The sequence below is a fragment of the Streptomyces sp. NPDC050743 genome (assembly GCF_044456925.1).
Lineage (GTDB): Bacteria > Actinomycetota > Actinomycetes > Streptomycetales > Streptomycetaceae > Streptomyces.
Genome location: NZ_JBITGJ010000023.1, coordinates 97578 through 115006 on the forward strand (window position 1 = coordinate 97578; position 17429 = coordinate 115006).

Below are 17429 nucleotides of genomic sequence, written 5' to 3' on the forward strand. Positions count from 1 at the left end.
CGGGTCCTTCCGGACAGGTCTGGGGCGCGGATCACACAGGTTCCGCGCCCCACCCACTTTTCTGGCCAGCGGGGGATGGGTAAGGTTAGGTTTGCCTCACCGGGAACGGGATGGCAGTCATAGAGCGATCCCGTCGGGAGGTGAATCCGCGTGTACGTCTGCAGCTGCTTCGGCATCACCGAGGCCCAGGTCAAGCAGCACGCGGAGGACGGTGCCTGCACCCCCCGCCAGATAGCCTCCGCCTGCAAGGCGGGCACGGACTGCGGCTCGTGCGTCCGCCGGATCCAGGCCCTCCTCGGCCGAGGCGCCTGCCCGCGGCGTGAGCTGGCCGACCAGGGCAGGCCGGTCCTGTCCGAGCTGGCGGAAGCCGAGATCCGGGAAGCCGGGCTCCCCGAAGCCGCCTAGCTCTCCGGCTGCTCGATGATCTGCGAGATGTAGAGCGCCTCGCCCAGCTTCTCCACCAGGTCCAGCTGGGTGTCGAGGTAGTCGATGTGGTGCTCCTCGTCGGCGAGGATGTCCTCGAAGATGTTGGCGGACGTGATGTCGCCCTTCTCGCGCATCACCTTGATGCCGCGCTTGAGCCGGTCGATCGCCTCGACCTCGATCTGCCGGTCGGCCTCGAACATCTCCTTCACGGTCTGCCCGACGCGTACGTGGAACAGCCGCTGGTAGTTCGGCAGCCCCTCCAGGAACAGGATCCGGTCGGTGAGCACCTCGGCGTGCTTCATCTCGTCGAACGACTCGTGCCGTGTGTACTTGGCGAGTTTGTACCAACCGAGGTTCTCCTGCATCTTCGCGTGCAGGAAGTACTGGTTGATCGCGGTCAGCTCGCCGGTGAGCTGCTCGTTGAGGAATTCGATGACCTCGGGGTCGCCCTGCATCGCAGCGGCTCCTTCCACACGGGAAACACGGGGGTGTGCCGCCGCATGATTGCACCGGTGACGAAGATCGTCCAGTAAGTGGGTACTTAGTAAGTAAGTGCTTGCTTGATGTGAGTTGTCCGGTTCGCGGGTTCCTGGTCGTCTCGTGGTCAAGGGCACTGCCCGAGGTCTGTCAGGATGGATACATGGGTCATCCGGTGGAGCGAGAGTCTGGAGCAACGGCTGGGTTCGCGCTTCCGCCGGGGCAGCGGCTCCAGCGTGGCTGGCCGGTCACGCACTATGGCCCCGTCCCGAAGTTCCGCCCCGAGCGCTGGGAGTTCCGGGTCTTCGGCGCCACCGCCGACGGTGACAAGCACATCTGGAACCACGAGGAGTTCACGGCCCTGCCGTACACCACCGTGGTGGCCGATCTGCACTGCGTGACGAAGTTCAGCATGATCGGGGCGGAGTGGGGCGGCATCCCCGCCCGCACCATCCTCGAACTGGCCCCGCCGGCGCCGGACGTCACCCATGTGATGGTCTGGGCGGAGTACGGCTTCAGCTCGAACCTGCGCCTGACCGACTTCGCCTCCGACCGCACCCTCTTCGCCACCCACAAGGACGGCGAACTCCTCACCGCCGAGCACGGCTTCCCGGTCCGCCTGATCGTGCCCCACCTGTACGCCTGGAAGGGTCCGAAGTGGGTCCGCGGCGTCGAGTACATGACCGCCGACCGCCGCGGCTTCTGGGAGGAACGCGGCTACCACAACATCGGCGACCCGTGGAAGGAACAGCGGTACTCGTACCAGGAGGAGCCGGGGGAGGGGCCTGAGCTGTAGCCCGTCAGTGGTGGTACCGGTGCACCACCGCGTGCCCCTTGCCCCGCCCGATCGTCCACTTGTTGGCCGGCGTGGTCACCACGAAGGCGATCACGAGCGAGACCGCCAGCGAGATCCAGAACAGCGCGTCGCCGAGCGTCGCGTCCATCGCGGACGGCCAGACCAGGATCACCCCGTTGTCGATCAGCTCCATCACCGCGATGGACAGGGTGTCGGCCGCCAGGGCCACCCGGAAGGCCGTGCGGAAGTCGACGCCGGCCCGCAGGACCCCGCGCAGGGTGAGCGAGTAGCCGAAGAAGAAGGCCAGGACGATCGCCAGCAGGGTCGTCGGCAGATTGCCCCACCCGAGCGCCGTGCCGACGACCATGCCGAGCACCTCGCCGATGGCGCAGCCGGTGAGGCAGTGCAGGGTGGCCTGGGCCGCGACGGCCCAGCCGGCGGCGGGCGCCGCGTGGTGCGCGTGCACTTCGTGGTGGACGTGCCCGGTGTGTTCGGCGTGTGCCTCGTGCTGCATGACGGCCCCCATGTCGCGTGACGGTTCCTGTACCGGACAGGAACCGTCATACCCCACGGGGGTATTCCTGAACGGGTTATGAATCCCGCAGTTTCTTCAGCCGCTCCACGTCCGCCGCGTGCCCCGCCCTGCCACCGGGCGTCTCGATGATCAGGGGTACGCCCTCGGTCGCGGGGTGGGTCATCAGGGCCCGGAACGGGTCCTCGCCGATGTGCCCGGCGCCGATGTTCTCGTGGCGGTCCTTGTGCGCGCCGACGACGTCCTTGGAGTCGTTGGCGTGGATCAGCTTCAGGCGGCCCTCGCCGACGGTGTCCACCAGCAGGTCCAGGGTCTGGTGCATGCCGCTCGGGCCCGTCAGGTCGTGGCCGGCGGCGAAGACGTGGCAGGTGTCCAGGCAGACGCCGAGCTTCGGGTGCGCGTCCAGCGCCTCGAAGTACGGGCCGAAGTCCCAGGTGCGGGAACACAGGGAGGCGCCCTGCCCGGCCGTCGACTCCAGTAGCAGGAACGGGTCGTCGTCGTGCGTCAGCTCGTCAAGCAGCGGCAGCAGGTGCGCGCGCACCTGCTTCAGCGCCACCTCACGGGCCCGCCCGCCGGTCGCGCTCCCGGTGTGCACCACCACACCCAGCGCACCGATCTCCCGCCCGCGCCGCAGGGAGTGCCGCAGCGACTCCACCGACCGCTCCACGGTCGCCTCGGTGTGCGAGCCGAAGTTGATCAGATAGGGAGCGTGGACGTAGGCCGGGATGGACTCCTCGGCGCAGGCCGCCCGGAACGCCTCGTCCTGCCGGGGATTCCCGCCCGGCGTGGCCCAGCCACGCGGGTTGGCCACGAAGACCTGCACGGTCTCCGCCCTCAACTCGCGGGCGTACGACAGCCCCACGGAGTGCAGTCCACCGGCCACGGGGACATGGCCGCCGACGGGGTTGCGCGGAGGGGAGGCGGGAAGCGAGGGGGAAGATGGTGAGGTCATGGCTCACCCAGCATGCCAGGACGTGTGGGGACGCCCCCGATCAGGGTACGACTGCACCAGCGCACCTGTGCGGACGCCAGGGGAGGGTGTACATGGGGGACGTCGTCAGCTTCTCGCTGCCGGACGGCGGCAGGGTCCTCGTCGAACCGGTCGACGAGGACGTCTACGGCCTGGAGGAGATCTCGGTCAACGGGGGCACGGTCGTCAGGCGTGCCCAGGAGGGCCTCGGGGAGGCGCTCGACGGTATCCGGCGGATGGCCGCGGAGGCACACGCCCGGATCACGTCGCTCGCGGTCGCCCCGCAGCGCCTGGAACTGGAGTTCGGGGTGAAGCTCAGCGGGGAGACCGGAGCGGTCCTGGCCAAGGCGAGCGGTGAGGCCCACCTGGTCGTCCGGGCCGTGTGGGAGAAGTAGCGGGGCCCGGCGCGGCCGCGGCCGACGTGTCCGGATCCGTCGCAGCGTACGTGCGGCCTTCTCCCGCAGCCGGGAGGATACGCCTACGATGCCCAGGCGGCGCGGACGCCGTGGTGCGAGCCGTATGCCGGATGTCCCGGGAGACGGAAGGGGCACAGGCATGGAAGAGACGACGGGGGTCCGGTGCGAGCTGCCGGACATCGCCGCGTTCACCATCGACGAACTGCGCGCGCTGCCGGGATCGGTGCTCGCGGTGGCGCTGGAACGGCTCGAGGCGGAGGCGGCGGAATCCGGCGAGGACGCGTACAACAGCTGGCAGTCGAGCCCCTGACGGACCGATGGCCGATGTCGAGGCGCTTCTCGAACAGGGCTGGCGGCCCGTCCCGCTGCGCCAGTTCGTCCTCAAGATACGCAGCCGGTGCAATCTGGCCTGCGACTACTGCATCATCTACGAGCACGCCGATCAGACCTGGCGCCGTCAGCCCCGGGTCATGAGCGCGGAGACGGTGCGGCAGACGGCCCGGCGCATCGCCGAGCACGCGGCGCGGCACGCGCTCCCGCATGTCCGGATCGTGCTGCACGGGGGTGAGCCCCTGCTGGCCGGACCGATGGGTATCGGCCGAATTGTGGGCGCCCTGCGCGAGATTGTCGAAGACGCGGGCACCGAGGCCGAGTTCACCGTCCAGACCAACGGCACCCTGCTCAGTCCCCGCATGCTGCACACCCTGGCCGAACACGGCGTACGGGTCGGGGTCAGCGTGGACGGGGACCGGCAGACCCACGACGCCCATCGCCGCACGTCGTCCGGCAGCGGCTCCTACGACCGGGTCATGGCCGGACTGCACCGCCTGTCCGACCAGTTCCCGCAGCTGTACGCCGGGCTGCTGTGCACCATCGACCCCACCCGGGATCCCGTGGCCGTCTACGAGTCGCTGCTGCCCACCCGTCCCCCGCTGATCGACTTCCTGCTGCCGCACGCCCACTGGGGCGCCCGCCCGCCCGGACCGTCCGGGGCCTACGGCACCTGGCTCGCGGCCGTCTTCGACCGCTGGGCCGGTGCGCCGCGCAAGGAGACCTCGGTGCGCCTGCTGGACGAGCTGCTGCACGCCGTGCTGGGCGGCCGCAGCCGGCTGGACTGGGTCGGCCTGACCCGCTCGGTCTCCGCCTTCGTCGAGGCCGACGGCGGCATCCACCAGAACGACGCCCTGCGCACCGGGCACGACGGCGCGTCCGCCACCGGCCTGGACGTCTTCCGCCACTCCTTCGACGACGTCCTGCTGCACCCCGGGTTCGCCGCCCGGCAGTCCGGCCGGCGGCTGCTCGCCGAGCAGTGCCTGAACTGCGCCGAGCTGTCCGTGTGCGGCGGCGGTGAATACGGCCATCGCTACGGCCCGGACGGCGGATACCGCCGGCCGACCGTCTACTGCGCGGACCTCCTGCTGCTCATCCGGCACATCCGGCGCTGGGTGGCCGGCTCCGCGGGGCGGCCGCAGTGATCGGGACACATGTCATCTCGGACCCCGTCTTCGACGCGCTCGCCGCGGGCGGGGGCGGCCCCGAGGCGGTACGGCTGCTGCGGCAGGCCCGGCGCAGCCGGAACCTCCTGCTGCTGCGGCGGATCCTGGACGGCCCGTGCGCGGCCGCCGCCGAGCCGGCCGCCGACCTCCTCGCCCGGGTGGAACGGGCCGCCCCCGCCGTGGCCCGGAGCGTGATCGACGCCTCCTCGTTCGGCACCTGGGCCGCGCGGGCCACGAGCGACTGCCCGGCCCACCGGCACGGCGGCTGCACAGCCCGTGACCTGGGCGCCCTCGCGGCGGTCGCCGCCGTACGGGCCGGGCTCGGCACCGAGATCACCGTGCCGGTGCACGACGGCGTCCTGCGGCTGCCCGGTCTGGGCACGGCCACCCGGCTCGGCCCGGCCGGCGAGGCGCTGGTCGTGGTCACCCCCCGGCCGGAGGCGGGCTGCCAGGTGGACATCCGGCTTCCGGGAGAGGTACGGCCGCTGCCGCGCGACCCGGGCCGGGCGGGACACGACTGGCAGCCCGTGGCCTTCCTGGAGGCCCGGCACCGGGGACTGGTGCTCAGGGTTCCGCTGGAGACCGCGGATCCCCGCCTGCCCTGTCTCGACACGGCCAGCGCCCGCCCCGCGGCCTGGCAGGAGCTGCTGCGGTCGGCCTGGCGGCTGCTGGTCGACAGCCACCCGGGGCGCGCCGAGGAACTCGCCGCCGGGCTGGGCGGCATCGTCCCCCTGCCCGCACCCGCGCGCGGGGTCACCTCCGCGACCTCACGGCACGCCTTCGGCACCGTCCTGGCCTCCTGGCCCGCCGACCCCGACCGGCTGGCCCTGACCCTGCTCCACGAGTTCCAGCACAGCAAACTCAGCGCGCTGGCCGACCTGGTGACCCTGCACGAGCCGGACGGCCGGCCCCGGCTGTACGCACCCTGGCGGCCGGACCCACGCCCGCCCGCGGGACTGCTCCAGGGGATCTACGCCCACCTGGGGGACCTGGCGTTCTGGCAGCAGCGCTGCGCGGGCCGGCCCGAGCCCGAACGGGCGGACGCGGCCTGGCGGCTGGCGCTGACCCGGGCCCAGGCCGAGCGGGGCGTGACCGAGGCGGCGAGCCGGCTCCGGCTCACCCGGCTCGGCGCCCGGTTCCTCGACCGGGCCGCGCAGACCGTGCGCGCCGTCCACGCGGATCCCGGCCCGGCACGCGTCGCCGCGCGCGTGGAGGCCGGTGCCGAGGCCGTCTGGCGGCTGCGCTGGGCCGAGGCCGACGGCACGGGGATCAAGCAGCTGGCCGAGCTGTGGCGGGCCCGGCTGCCGGCCGGAGCGCTGCCCGCCGGCGCCGTACGGCCCGCCTCGGGGCCTGTGTCCGGGCCCGGCCCCGAGTTCGGCCGATGGGCGGCCAAGCAGCGCGGCGCCCACCGGGCACCGCCCGCCAGTGAGGCCGCTGCGGCCGTCGCCGCCGAGCCCGACCGGGCCGAACGCTGGGCCGGCCTGGCCGCCTCCGCCGCGGAGGAGCGTCTGCCGGGCGCCGGCGTGCTGCGCCGCCGCACCGAGGTCGTCCGTGACCTGTACCGCGAACTCACCACCGACGGCAGGACACCCGAACAGACCCGCCCCCCGGACCCCCTGTCCCTCGCAACCTGGCTGACCGGTGCACCCGAGGCCCGGGAGACGGACACCGATCCGGGCCAGGACACCGGCGCCTGAGCCCGGGGCGGGAGACCGGTGTATCGATGCCGCCGAACGTCCGCTATCCGGGGGGAACACCTAGGCCACCGGACAGTCCCGACCCGTACCGGGAGTCCACAGCCGGTGGCGGAACGGCCGAGCAGGGCCGACCGCGGACGCGCCGGGCTTCGCGGCCTGGCGGGCCCCGGGACGCCCGGAGCCCGGGAGGTGGGTCAGGACGCCGGTGTCCGAGCCGGAAGGTCGGAACCCCGGTGTTCGATGGAGTAGGACGCCCGCTCGCCGTGGGCGAAGACCTCGGCCACCAGCCGATCGCCGGACGCGCCGGCCGTCGCGTCCACGCTGGCCGACGCACTCGGGGCCTGGGAGGTGGGCGTCGGTCCGGGGCGGGTGACCGGTGTCTGAGCCCGGGGGCCGGGTGGGTCAGAACACCGGTGTTTCGATGTCGCAGAACGCCCGTTCGCCGCCGGAGAACACCTCCGCCACCGGATAGTCCGCGCCCAGCGTCCGGGCGAACCGCGTCAGGACGTCGTCGAGGAGCGCCGCGGCCTCGTCCTCCCGCCCCAGCGAGCGCAGGTCGTGCGCGAGGTTGCCGCCGCACACCAGTGTGACCGGGTGATCGGGGCCGAGGGTGCCGCGCAGCGCCTCCAGGTGGCGGGTGTTCGCCTGCATCGCCTCCTCGTGCCGCCCCGCCGAGTGCAGGTCGTTGGCGAGGTTCACGCCGCAGCGCAGCGTGCAGTTGTGCTCCGGGCCGAACCGGCGCTCCAGCTTCTCGTAGGCGGACAGGTTCAGCGACAGCGCCCGCTCGTGCTCGCCGAGGGCCCGCAGGACGACGGCGTGATTGGTCTCCGTCATCGGCAGATAGGGGTGGTCCGCGCCGAACAGCTGCTCGTACCCCGTCACGGTCTGCGCGGCCAGCCGCTCCGACTCCTCCAGCTCACCGCGCAGCAACAGGTCGACGGCGTGGTTGCCGATCGCGGCCAGGGTGTTGAGGTCTCCCTCGCCGTAGCGGGCCCGGCAGCGGGCCACGGTACGGCCGGACCTCTCGTACGCCTCCTCGTAGGCGCCCATCGCGCGCAGGGAGACGGAGAGGTTCTTGGCCACGTCCAGGGTGGACGGGTGCTCGCGGCCCTGCCGGTCGCGCAGCTTCGGGTACAGGGCGCGCAACGACTCGGTGGAACCCCGGTAGTCGCCCATCTCCCGCTGGTCCCGCGCGTAGTTCGCCGCCACCACCAGGGTCAGCGGATCGTCCGGGCCGAAGATGCGCACCCGTCGCTCGTACGTCTCCGCGTCCAGCTCCAGCGCCTCCTGGAACCGGCCCAGCAGCCGCAGGTCCAGCGCCCGGTTGGCCGCGGACATCAGCGCCAGCGGATGGTCCGGGCCGAAGCCCGCGATCAGCCGGTCCAGGGTGTCCCGGTCCCGCTCCGCCGCCGCCTCGAAATCGCCGAGGACTCGCAGGTCGGCCGCGTTGCTGTTGGCGATCGCGAGGGTTTCCTCGTGGTCCTCGCCGTACACCCGGCGGGTGCGTTCGAGCAGCTCGGCGTTGAGCTGCCGGGCCTCGTCGAACCGCCCGAAGCTGCGGATCAGGTTGCCGTAGGCACGGGTGATGCGCATGGTCTGCGGATGGTCCTCGCCGAGCCGGTCGCGCCACTCCGCGCGCGCGAACTCGGCCAGCTGGGCGCCGCCGGTGTAGTCGCCGTGCTGGTAGAGATAGCGGACCTCGTTGATCACCAGGTCGCGGACGTCCCGCTGCTCGCACTCCACCGACCGGGTCGGCCGGATGTGCGGGCGCAGCTCGGCATACCTGCGCCAGTTCGCGTCGTCCTCCGGCTCCTTCGGGTCGGCCGCCGCCAGCAGGACATGGGTGAGGTGATAGGTGTCCTCCTGCTCCTGCGGGGACATCTGGTTGAACAACACGGCCTGCACGAGCCGGTGCATCTGCAGACTGTTGCTGCGGTGGTCGATGCGGGCCAGCGCCAGTCGGCCGATCTCCCGGGTGACCAGGCCCAGCTCCACCGGGTCGCGCAGCGCCTCGGCCAGCGGGGACGGCAGCGGAGCGAAGGCCGCGCTGCGCAGCACGGCCCAGCTGATCGGCTCCGGCGCCATGCAGGAGCACAGCCGCAGCAACTGGACCGCGGCCGGGTTGCGTTCGGCCAGCCGCTCCATGGCCAGGTTCCAGGTCGCCACCACGGAGTGCGGATAGCCGGACGGCACGGACGTGTCGAGCAGCCGTCCCGCGTGCTCGCGCAGCAGCTCCAGGTACTCGTCCACGGACATCGCCGTCTCCGCGTGCCAGGCCCCGGCCTGCTCCACGGCGAGCGGCAGGTCGCCCAGCGCCTCGGCCAGCCGGGACGCGTCCTGCGCCGGCATCCCTGGAACCCGGCGCTGCAGGAACCGGACCGACTCCTCCCGGGAGAAGACGTCCACCGCGATGGGGTGGGCGTGCCCGGCCCAGCTCTGGTTGCGTGAGGTGACCAGGATGTGGCCCTCGCCGGAGGGGAAGTACTCCTCCAGGTCCTCGGGCCGGTCGGCGTTGTCGAACACCAGGAGCCATTTCCGGAACGGGGTTCCGCGCCGCAGGCAGTCCAGAACCAGGGGAAGCGCCTCGTCACCGCTGGGAGCCGCCTCCAGGCCCAGGTGCGGTGCGAGAGCGGCGATGGACGAGCGGACCAGCGCGGGATCCTCCGCGTTGATCCACCAGATCAGCTGGTACTGCGACTGGTACCGGTAGATGTACTCCACAGCCAGTTGCGTCTTGCCCACTCCGCCGAGCCCGAAGAAGGCCTGCGGCACGATCGCCGCGCGCCGGTCGGCCAGCCGGTCGTGCAACTGGGTGATCAGCTCGTCCCGGCCGGTGAAGATGTGGTTCCGCGGCGGAATGCGCCGACCCCACACCTGCGGGACGCTCTCCTCGAACCGCACGGGCCGCGTGAGCGTCGACAGGGGAGCGGTGGTGGGCCCCCCGGTGCTCGGAGGGCCGTCGACGCCGGCCAGGCGAGACGCGGACTCGGCCACGGGTGATTCCCTTTCCGCCGGCGGCCGGGGGGTCTTGGCCGCCCCGCCGGATTCGACCGGGTGAGGGCGGGCGATCCCGGTTTCGGCAGTGCTGTTCGTGGTTGTGGTGTCGGTCACATCGTAACTGTACGGCTGCGGACGGTTACCTACGCCCGCGGAGTGGTGCTGCCCGGAGATGAGATCGCGCAGCTTGCGCGCCCGGGTGGTGAAGCCCCCGCCCAGCGCGTCGGCCACCGCGGCGTCGACCTTGGCGAAGGGAAGGCTCTCCGCGCTGATGCGCGCGGGCAGCTCCGCGGACGGATCGGCGAGCGTCGCGTCGAACCGGTACGGCGCGGACGAGTGCTCGGCCAGGTAGTCGGAGACCGCGGTCAGGACCCGCCGGCTCTCCTGCCGGTGCAGGGAGCCCAGCAGGAGCGAACGCACGGCCTCGGGGAAGTCGAACTCCGTCTCTTCGGCCGGGCGCGGCCGGTCGCACGGCACCGGGTGCAGCAGCCCCGACAGGAACACCTCCGCCAGGTGCGAGGGCGTCGTGCGGGGCGCCATGACCTGCTGGACCAGGCGCATGACCGGCAGGAACAGGGGAGCCGCGGCCAGGTATCCGGCCAGTTCGAAGGCCTGCGGCGAGGCCTGCGCACGGAAGGCGAGCACCCGGTCCAGCGGGGACAGCCGCTCCTCGGCCGGCCGCGGCGGCACCGTCTCCGCCGGTGCCGAGGGCACCGCGGCGCCCGCCGCCACGGCGTACCCCTGGAACGGCGACGACTCGGGGCGGGCGACCATCCGGGCCCACATCTGCAGTGCGGCGGGCGCGAGTTCCACGACCGGCACCGGCACGCCGGCCTGGTCCGCACCGGCGTGCAGGTCGCGGTTGGGGGCACCGGGGCGGGCGGCGTGCAGGGTGACGGGGACCGGGCGCAGAGCGGTGCGGTGCCACAGCCGCCGGTCCAGCGGTTGCACCAGGGCCGTGGGCCGGCTGTGCGCCCAGCGGGCCAGCAGCCGGAGCGCCGCGCCGGAGCGCCAGCCGGGGCCGATGCCGTCGCTGAAGACGAGCACGGCGCCGCGCGGGGAGTGGTAGGCGGGCGGCCCCTGGTCGGCCGGGCGGCGCGGACCGTCCCCGGACCAGGGAGGTGCCGTGCCGCGCACCGCGATGGTGCCGTCCGCCAGGTGCTCCAGCCAGCGCACGGTGATTGAGCGGAAGGCCCCCACCCGGCGCAGCACCGTGCGCAGGTCGGCCACCGCGCTGTCCCACAGCACCATGGACTCGCCGGTGTCGACCACCAGCACCAGATCCAGCCAGGGTTCCTCCTCCGGGACCAGCACCGGCTCCCAGCCGTCGGTCTGCGCCGCACGGTCGGCGGTCGCCGCCTCGTCCATCCGGTGCCGCACCGTGGAGGAGGCGCGGCGCCGCAGCGGCCGCAGGGCCCGCCCGAGCTCGGCCGGCTTCCCCAGCGGGCGCACCCCGGGAGAGCGGACCGGCAGCGCCGGGACGGCTGTCGCGGCGTCGCCGGCCGGCGCGCGGAAGTCACGCACGTGCAGCTGCGGTCCCCGTGTGCGCGGAGCGGGAATGCCCGCGCGCGGCGTGCCGTTCGCCTGTGCCTCGGCGGAGTCCTCGCCGCCGGGGGCGTCCCGCCGGCGCTGGGGCCGATCCGGCTCCAGCTGGCCCACGAGCCCGGACAGCCGGTGCGGCCCGCGGGCGGCCGGGAGCGCGGGCGCGTCGCCCGCGGCGCGCGCCAACTGCGCCGCGAGCCAGAGGACTTCGGCGATCTCCCGCGCGTCCGGAGTGGGGCGCTCCGGTGATTCGTACGACATCAGGGCCCCGTTTCGAGATGCCGCCACAGGGTGCGCAGCAGATCCTGCCACTGCTCGGGGTCCTCGTCCGCGCCCACACGCGCCAACTGGATGGCGCTCAGCAACTGGTCCACGGCGACACTGCCGTTGCCCTGCTCCACGAGGAAGGCCTCCACCAGCGGCCGCGCCTGCTCCAGCGCCTCCTCGCCCAGATGCGCGGCGACGATCGCGGCCAGCCGCTCCGGCCCCGGCGGCTCGATGTCGTAGCGCAGGCAGCGCCGGGCGAACGCGGCGGGGAACTCCCGCTCCTCGTTCGAGGTGATGACCACGAACGGAAAGGCCCAGCAGGCCACCTGACCATCCGTCACCAACGCCTGGCCGCCGTCCGCCGTGCGCACCGGCACGCTGCGCTGTTCCGGGGGCAGCCGCAACAGCTCCTCGACGCTGAAGCGCCCCTCCTCGAACACCGTCAGCAGATCGTTCGGCAGATCGATGTCGCTCTTGTCCAGCTCGTCGATGAGCAGCACGCGCGGCCGGCGGCGCGGCAGCAGAGCCGTGCCCAGGGGCCCGAGCCGCAGGAACCGCCCGATGCCGCCGGTGCCCTCGCCCGTGTCCAGGCCGGCCCGCCGCAGGTTCGCCTCGTGCAGCCGCCCGATGGCGTCGTAGGCGTACAGCCCGTCCCGCAGGGTCGTGCGGGAGGTCACCGGCCAGTGCAGCACGGGCCCGAGCCCCAGCTCATAGGCGACGGCATGGGCCAGCGTGGACTTGCCGGTGCCCGGACGGCCGGTCAGCAGCAGGGGGCGGCGCAGCAGCAGCGCCGCGTTGACGACGTCGACCAGTCCCCGGTTCACCTGGAAGACCCGGCCCCGGCGGGCGTCGGCCGGCTCGGGGGCGAGGACCTCGTCCTTCGGGGGCACACCCTGCTGGATCGGCCGCCAGCCCGGGGGATCGGGCAGCCGGTCGATCGCGTCGTGCGGAACGCCGTCGCCACGGTACAGCCACCACCCGGGTGTCTGCGGGCTTCCGGTCTCGGTCACGAGGGGGCACCTCCGGGGGCGGGAACGGGTGCGGTCAAGGGGGTCTGCGGTGGCAGCCGGTCGAAGGGATCCCAGAGGAAACCCAGGCGCAGTCCGCCGGCGATGCGCGGTCCGCCGCCCGCAGGCACGGGCGACCACTCGCCCCGGCGGGCCCGTAACACCGCCTCGGGCAGGGTCCGCACGCTGGTCGCCCGCAACCGGCCCGGCAGCTCCCCGGTGACCCGCGGCCCGTCCTGTTCGTCGTGCGCCCACACCAGCGCCGGGACCCCCGCGTCCAGGGCCGCGTCGAACTCCGGGTCGGGCGTGCGCTTGCGGGCCGCTCGCGGCGGGAAGCCGAGCACCAGCGCGAGCGGCCCGTCCTCCGGGTACAGGGCGGAGAACACGACTTCGTACGACGTCGGGTCCTGGCTCCGGGCGGGCACCACATCCACCACCCGCTCTCCGGAGAGTACGGACATCGCTCTCATCCTGTCCCACTTGCGGGACCAGTTATGCCCCCACTCGACCCAGACCGACGCGTTCTGGCGCTCGAGACTGCGCACGGCGACCGGATGCACCACCCCAAGACGCACCTCCGCGCCGCTGGGCGTGGTGATCGGGAGCCCGTCGACCGGCCTGCCGAGCAGCTCGCGCGGCAGGACGAACTCCACGAACAGATCCGGGGAGTCGATGGCCTTCGCCCGGCGCATCCGGATGATCTCCTCCCGGATCAGGCGCTCGATGTGGCCGAATCGCATGGCCTCGGTGTACTGCTGCACGGCCTCCCGCGGCGAGCCCTCGTGCTCCTGGAAGACATCGAGCAGATAGTGCCGGGACGGCGAGGCCGGAGTGATGCGGAAGGTGGCGTACGTCCACCGGGCGGTCGCCCGCGCCGGACGCGAACGCCGCTGAAGCAGCGGACCCGGATCGACCACCGGCGAGCAGTGCCCGGCCCGGCCGCGCACCCAGCGGGCCAGCTCCTGCCCGCGGGTTCCCGGGACGCGCTGGGACAGCGCCGCGACGAACGTCAGCAGCGGCGGCACCGGTCGGCCGGCCTGGGCGATCTGCTGCAGGTCGTGCACGATGCCGAGGATGTCCTCGGGAGCGCCCTGCCAGGGGCGGCGCACCGGACCGAGCGCCTCGTCGCGCAGCGTCACCAGACCCGGCAGCGGCACCGCGCCGTCCAGCAGCAGGCGGTAGAGGTCGTCCATGGCCTCCGCGTCGAACGGGCCGTCGTCGTACAGACCCTGGTGGAGGTCAGTCTCGGGCTCGGAGGGTTCCGTGAGCACCTCTCCGGACAGCGCGAGGGCGGCGCGCAGCGGGGGCCAGGACCGGGCCAGCCGGGCCATGGGGATCATCCAGGTCACGCCCGCGTCCGGTGCCTTGTCCCTGAGGACGGCCAGCCCCATCACCCGGGAGGTCGCGACGTCCTTCACACCGCAACCGCTGTACCCCCTGCTGACCTTGCGGCCCGTGTCGGGCGCGTCGTTCAGCTGGATCAGCGCCGACGCCGGCCCGCCGGGGCCGGCCATGAGGCAGTCCGCCCACACGCCGTGCGGCTGCCCCTGGGGGTAGCCGTACACCTGCATCCGCCGCTTCGCGCTGTAGGAGCCGGCGGACAGATGTCCGTGCGAGGTGGGTAACCGGTCGCCGGCCAGGGACAGATCGCCGTGCAGGGTCAGCACCGAGAAGTCCTCGTGCGAGTTTCCACCCGCATAGTGGTGCCCGCCGCCCGGGGAGCCGCTCAGCCGAAGTCCGTTGCTCAGGCTGATCGTCACGGTGGCGCCCGAGTCGTCCTGCCAGGGCCGGCCGAGGGCGCTCGTCACCACGTGGGCACACGTCAGCACGTACCGCGGCGGCATGACGACTCCTCCGCCCACGGGCATGCCCGTGGGTCCGAGAATGCTCACCTGCCAGACGTCGGTTGCGGTCAACTCCGCGACCGGTTCCACCCCCAAGACGCCTCTCCCCCCGTCTGCCGCGCCACCGGACGAGCATCGCGAAGCCGCCATAGTAGCGGCCTCGGAGGGGGCGGACGGAGCAGGCAACAGTCCATCGACGGCGGCCAGTTGACACTGTCGCCGAGGGGCCCGCAAGTGCCCTGGTCAGCGGATGGTGATCGTGATGGTCGACCCCTTGGGCGCCTTGTCGCCGCCCTTCACCGACTGCTTCTTCACGGTGTCGCCGAACAGCCCGAGCAGGCCGCGGTCCTCGTCCACCTTGAACCCGGCGCCCTCCAGCGCCTTGTGGGCGTCGTCGACACTGTCGCCGACCACGTCCGGCACCTCGATCATCTCCGGGCCCTTGGACAGCGTCAGCGTCACCGTGTCGCCCTCGGCGGCCTGGCTGCCGTCGCCCGGGCTCTGCTGGGCCACCTTGCCCTTGTCGTACTCGGAGTTGACCTGCTGGGGCGCGATCCTCACCTTCAGCCCGGCCTCCGTCAGCTGCTGTCTGGCGTCGGCCACATCGTCACCGGTGACGTCCGGCACGTCGATCGGGCGGCCCTTGCTGACGGTCAGCGCGATCGCCGACCCGGCGTGCCGCTTGGTGCCGGCCCGCGGCGTGGTGGCGATCACCGAGCCCTTGGCGACGCCCTCGCTGAACTCCCGGGTGACCATGCCCGGTTCCAGCCCGTCCGCCTTCAGCCGCGCCCGCGCCTCGGCCAGCGGGCGGCCCGCGACATCCGGCACGTTCACCGTCTCCGGGCCCAGCGAGATGGTCAGCGTCACCGAGTCGTGGTCGCGGATCCGGGCGCCGGGCGCGGGGTCGGTGCCGATGACCGTGCCCCGCTGGACCGCGTCGTTGTACTCGCGCTTGACCTGCCCGACCTCCAGCCCGGCCGACTTCAGCCGGTCCCGGGCCTGCGCCTCGGTCTTCGACAGCAGTGGCGGGACCTTCGTGAACTGGCCGGAGTTGATGTACCAGACGCCGGCGCCCACGCCGAACACCACCAGCACGGCGGCGACGATCGTCAGCACCAGCCGCCGCGACGGGCGCGGTGGCACCGGCGGCGCCTGCAGCCGGCTGGTGTGCTGGACGCCGGCCCCGGCCGGCTCCTCCTCGTTGACGGGCAGCGGCCGGGGCACGGTCAGCGAGCGGGGTATCACGCTCGTACGGTCGCCGGCGTTGTCGTGCTCCGCGGACAGCGCCTGCGGCGGCACGGCGTCCAGCTGCTCGTCGCTCAGCCCCTGGCGCGCCTCGCGCACCTGGGCGAGCAGCGCCACGGCGTCGTGCGGCCGGATGTCCGGGTTGCGCGCGGTCGCGGATGCCACCGCCTCGTCCAGCTCGTACGGCAGCCCCGGCACCAGGGCCGAGGGCGGCGGCACGTCCTCGTGGATGTGCTTGTAGAGGACCTGGGCGGGGGAGTCACCGGAGTGCGGCTTTCCGCCGGTCAGCATCTCGTAGAGCACGACACCGCAGGCGTAGACGTCGACGCGCGGATCGGCGGTGCCCTGCTCGATCTGCTCGGGCGCGAGATACGACACGGTCCCGAGGACGGCGCCGGTCGTGCTGGTCTGGGTGTCCACGGACCGCACGAGCCCGAAGTCGGCGACCTTGACCCGGCCGTCGTCCCCTATCAGCACGTTCTCGGGCTTCATGTCCCGGTGCACGAAACCGGCCCGGTGCGCGGCGCCGAGCGCGGCGAGCACGGGCTCGAGGATGTCGAGGGCCGCGCGGGGCTGCAGCGCCCCCCGCTCCCGCAGCACGTCCCGCAGGGTGCACCCGGCGACGTACTCCATCGCCAGGTACACGTACGACCCGTCGGTGCCCTGGTCGAAGACCTGCACCACGTTCGGATGCGCCAGCCGGGCGACCGACTTGGCCTCCCGGATGAACCGCTCCACGAAGGATCCGTCGGCCGCGAGCGTCGGGTGCATCACCTTCAGCGCGAGCACGCGGTCCAGACGGGTGTCCAGGGCCCGGTAGACCGTGGCCATCCCGCCGACCGCGATCCGCGCGTCGACGCGATAGCGGCCGTCGAGCACCTGCCCGACGAGAGGGTCCTGAAGGGTCGTATCCACGCAGGCGAGTCTACGAGGACCCACCGACACTTCCCCCGCCGAGAACGCTTTCCCCCAGGCACTGAAGCCGACCTGTGACGCGACACACGAACAAGGGTTCCATCCCCGGCCCCGTCCGTCCCGTCGGCCGGCGCCGCCCACTTTCCGGCCCATCGGCCACCGCCGCCCGCCGTCGGTCAGGCCGGCCGGCGCCGCCCACTTTCCGGTCCATCGGCCACCGCCGCCCGCCGTCCGTCAGGCCGGCCGGCGCCGCCCACCGTCCGGACGGTTGGCCGATGCAGCCCACGGCCGGGCTGCTCGCTGCCGCCGGCAACCAACCGTGCAGTTCGCCGCCACCTACGACCCGTGCCGATCGCCCGCGCCCCCAGGACTCCGGCCATCGCGGCGCAGACGACCCGCTGCCGCCGGTGCCGCCTCTTCGACTGTGCGGCTCGGCTGCCTCCCCCACGTCTCGCGGCTGCCGACGGCACAGGGGCTCTATGGCCGCGGGTATCGCCCCCGTGCTCTGCGCCGGTCGCCGTTCGCATGACTTGCGGCCGCTGACGGTGCAGGTGCTGCATGGCCGGGGGTATGGCGCCCCCGTGCCCTGTGTCGGTCGTTGTTCGTGCGTCTCGCGGTCATCGACGGTGCAGGGGCTCTACGGCCGCCCGTGCCGTCCCCGTGCTCTGTGTCGGTTACCGTTCGCACGATGTGCCGCTGCCGATGGTGCAGGTGCTGCATGGCCGGGGGTATGGCGCCCCCGTGCCCTGTGTCGGTCGTTGTTCGTGCGTCTCGCGGTCATCGACGGTGCAGGGGCTCTAAC

13 protein-coding genes are annotated in these 17429 nt (G+C 72.9%); 6 read left to right on the plus strand and 7 right to left on the minus strand.

Annotated features, from left to right (window positions below; all coding sequences use genetic code 11):
* Window positions 1-150 precede the first annotated feature (150 nt).
* Window positions 151-405 (plus strand): bacterioferritin-associated ferredoxin, encoded by a 255-nt coding sequence (locus ACIBJF_RS22895; RefSeq protein WP_399176173.1) that lies wholly within the window; start codon window positions 151-153, stop codon window positions 403-405.
* Here ACIBJF_RS22895 and bfr read toward each other — a convergent pair.
* Complete coding sequence (bfr, locus tag ACIBJF_RS22900) at window positions 402-881, minus strand: bacterioferritin (RefSeq protein ID WP_351800317.1); 480 nt, start codon at window positions 879-881, stop codon at window positions 402-404. The genes ACIBJF_RS22895 and bfr overlap by 4 nt on opposite strands.
* 185 nt (window positions 882-1066) lie before the next feature.
* Here bfr and ACIBJF_RS22905 point away from each other — a divergent pair, with 185 nt between their 5' ends.
* Window positions 1067-1699: a sulfite oxidase-like oxidoreductase gene (locus ACIBJF_RS22905; protein ID WP_399176176.1), complete on the plus strand. Its 633-nt coding sequence runs from the start codon at window positions 1067-1069 to the stop codon at window positions 1697-1699.
* Window positions 1700-1703: 4 nt separating this feature from the next.
* Here the strand turns inward: ACIBJF_RS22905 and ACIBJF_RS22910 are convergent, their stop codons facing one another.
* Both ACIBJF_RS22910 and ACIBJF_RS22915 read right to left on the minus strand, forming a co-directional pair.
* Window positions 1704-2213, minus strand: coding sequence for a DUF4396 domain-containing protein (locus ACIBJF_RS22910; protein WP_399176177.1), 510 nt, complete (start codon window positions 2211-2213; stop codon window positions 1704-1706).
* Between the two features lie 76 nt (window positions 2214-2289).
* Window positions 2290-3183 (minus strand): deoxyribonuclease IV, encoded by an 894-nt coding sequence (locus ACIBJF_RS22915; protein ID WP_399176179.1) that lies wholly within the window; start codon window positions 3181-3183, stop codon window positions 2290-2292.
* 92 nt (window positions 3184-3275) lie between these two features.
* On the opposite strand from ACIBJF_RS22915, the gene ACIBJF_RS22920 reads away from it, so the two are divergent.
* From ACIBJF_RS22920 to ACIBJF_RS22935, 4 genes are all read left to right on the plus strand, one after another.
* Window positions 3276-3596: a CU044_2847 family protein gene (locus ACIBJF_RS22920; protein ID WP_399176181.1), complete on the plus strand. Its 321-nt coding sequence runs from the start codon at window positions 3276-3278 to the stop codon at window positions 3594-3596.
* Between the two features lie 160 nt (window positions 3597-3756).
* A complete protein-coding gene (locus ACIBJF_RS22925) occupies window positions 3757-3927 on the plus strand; it encodes a hypothetical protein (RefSeq protein WP_351800329.1) in 171 nt (56 codons plus the stop codon).
* 7 nt (window positions 3928-3934) lie between these two features.
* Window positions 3935-5092, plus strand: coding sequence for an FxsB family cyclophane-forming radical SAM/SPASM peptide maturase (locus ACIBJF_RS22930; RefSeq protein ID WP_399176183.1), 1158 nt, complete (start codon window positions 3935-3937; stop codon window positions 5090-5092).
* Window positions 5089-6810 (plus strand): aKG-HExxH-type peptide beta-hydroxylase, encoded by a 1722-nt coding sequence (locus tag ACIBJF_RS22935; protein WP_399176184.1) that lies wholly within the window; start codon window positions 5089-5091, stop codon window positions 6808-6810. Before ACIBJF_RS22930 ends, ACIBJF_RS22935 begins: the two co-directional genes overlap by 4 nt.
* Window positions 6811-7212: 402 nt before the next feature.
* Here ACIBJF_RS22935 and fxsT read toward each other — a convergent pair whose 3' ends face one another.
* The 4 genes from fxsT to pknB form a co-directional block, all read right to left on the minus strand.
* Window positions 7213-11610 (minus strand): FxSxx-COOH system tetratricopeptide repeat protein, encoded by a 4398-nt coding sequence (fxsT, locus tag ACIBJF_RS22940; RefSeq protein WP_399176186.1) that lies wholly within the window; start codon window positions 11608-11610, stop codon window positions 7213-7215.
* Window positions 11610-12626 (minus strand): AAA family ATPase, encoded by a 1017-nt coding sequence (locus ACIBJF_RS22945; RefSeq protein WP_399176188.1) that lies wholly within the window; start codon window positions 12624-12626, stop codon window positions 11610-11612. The genes fxsT and ACIBJF_RS22945 overlap by 1 nt, the downstream gene beginning before the upstream one ends.
* Window positions 12623-14467 (minus strand): hypothetical protein, encoded by a 1845-nt coding sequence (locus tag ACIBJF_RS22950; RefSeq protein ID WP_399176189.1) that lies wholly within the window; start codon window positions 14465-14467, stop codon window positions 12623-12625. The genes ACIBJF_RS22945 and ACIBJF_RS22950 overlap by 4 nt, the downstream gene beginning before the upstream one ends.
* Before the next feature lie 243 nt (window positions 14468-14710).
* The gene (pknB, locus tag ACIBJF_RS22955; RefSeq protein ID WP_399176191.1) at window positions 14711-16627 is read right to left on the minus strand and encodes a Stk1 family PASTA domain-containing Ser/Thr kinase; all 1917 of its coding nucleotides are present in this window, start codon (window positions 16625-16627) and stop codon (window positions 14711-14713) included.
* Between the last annotated feature and the right edge of the window lie 802 nt (window positions 16628-17429).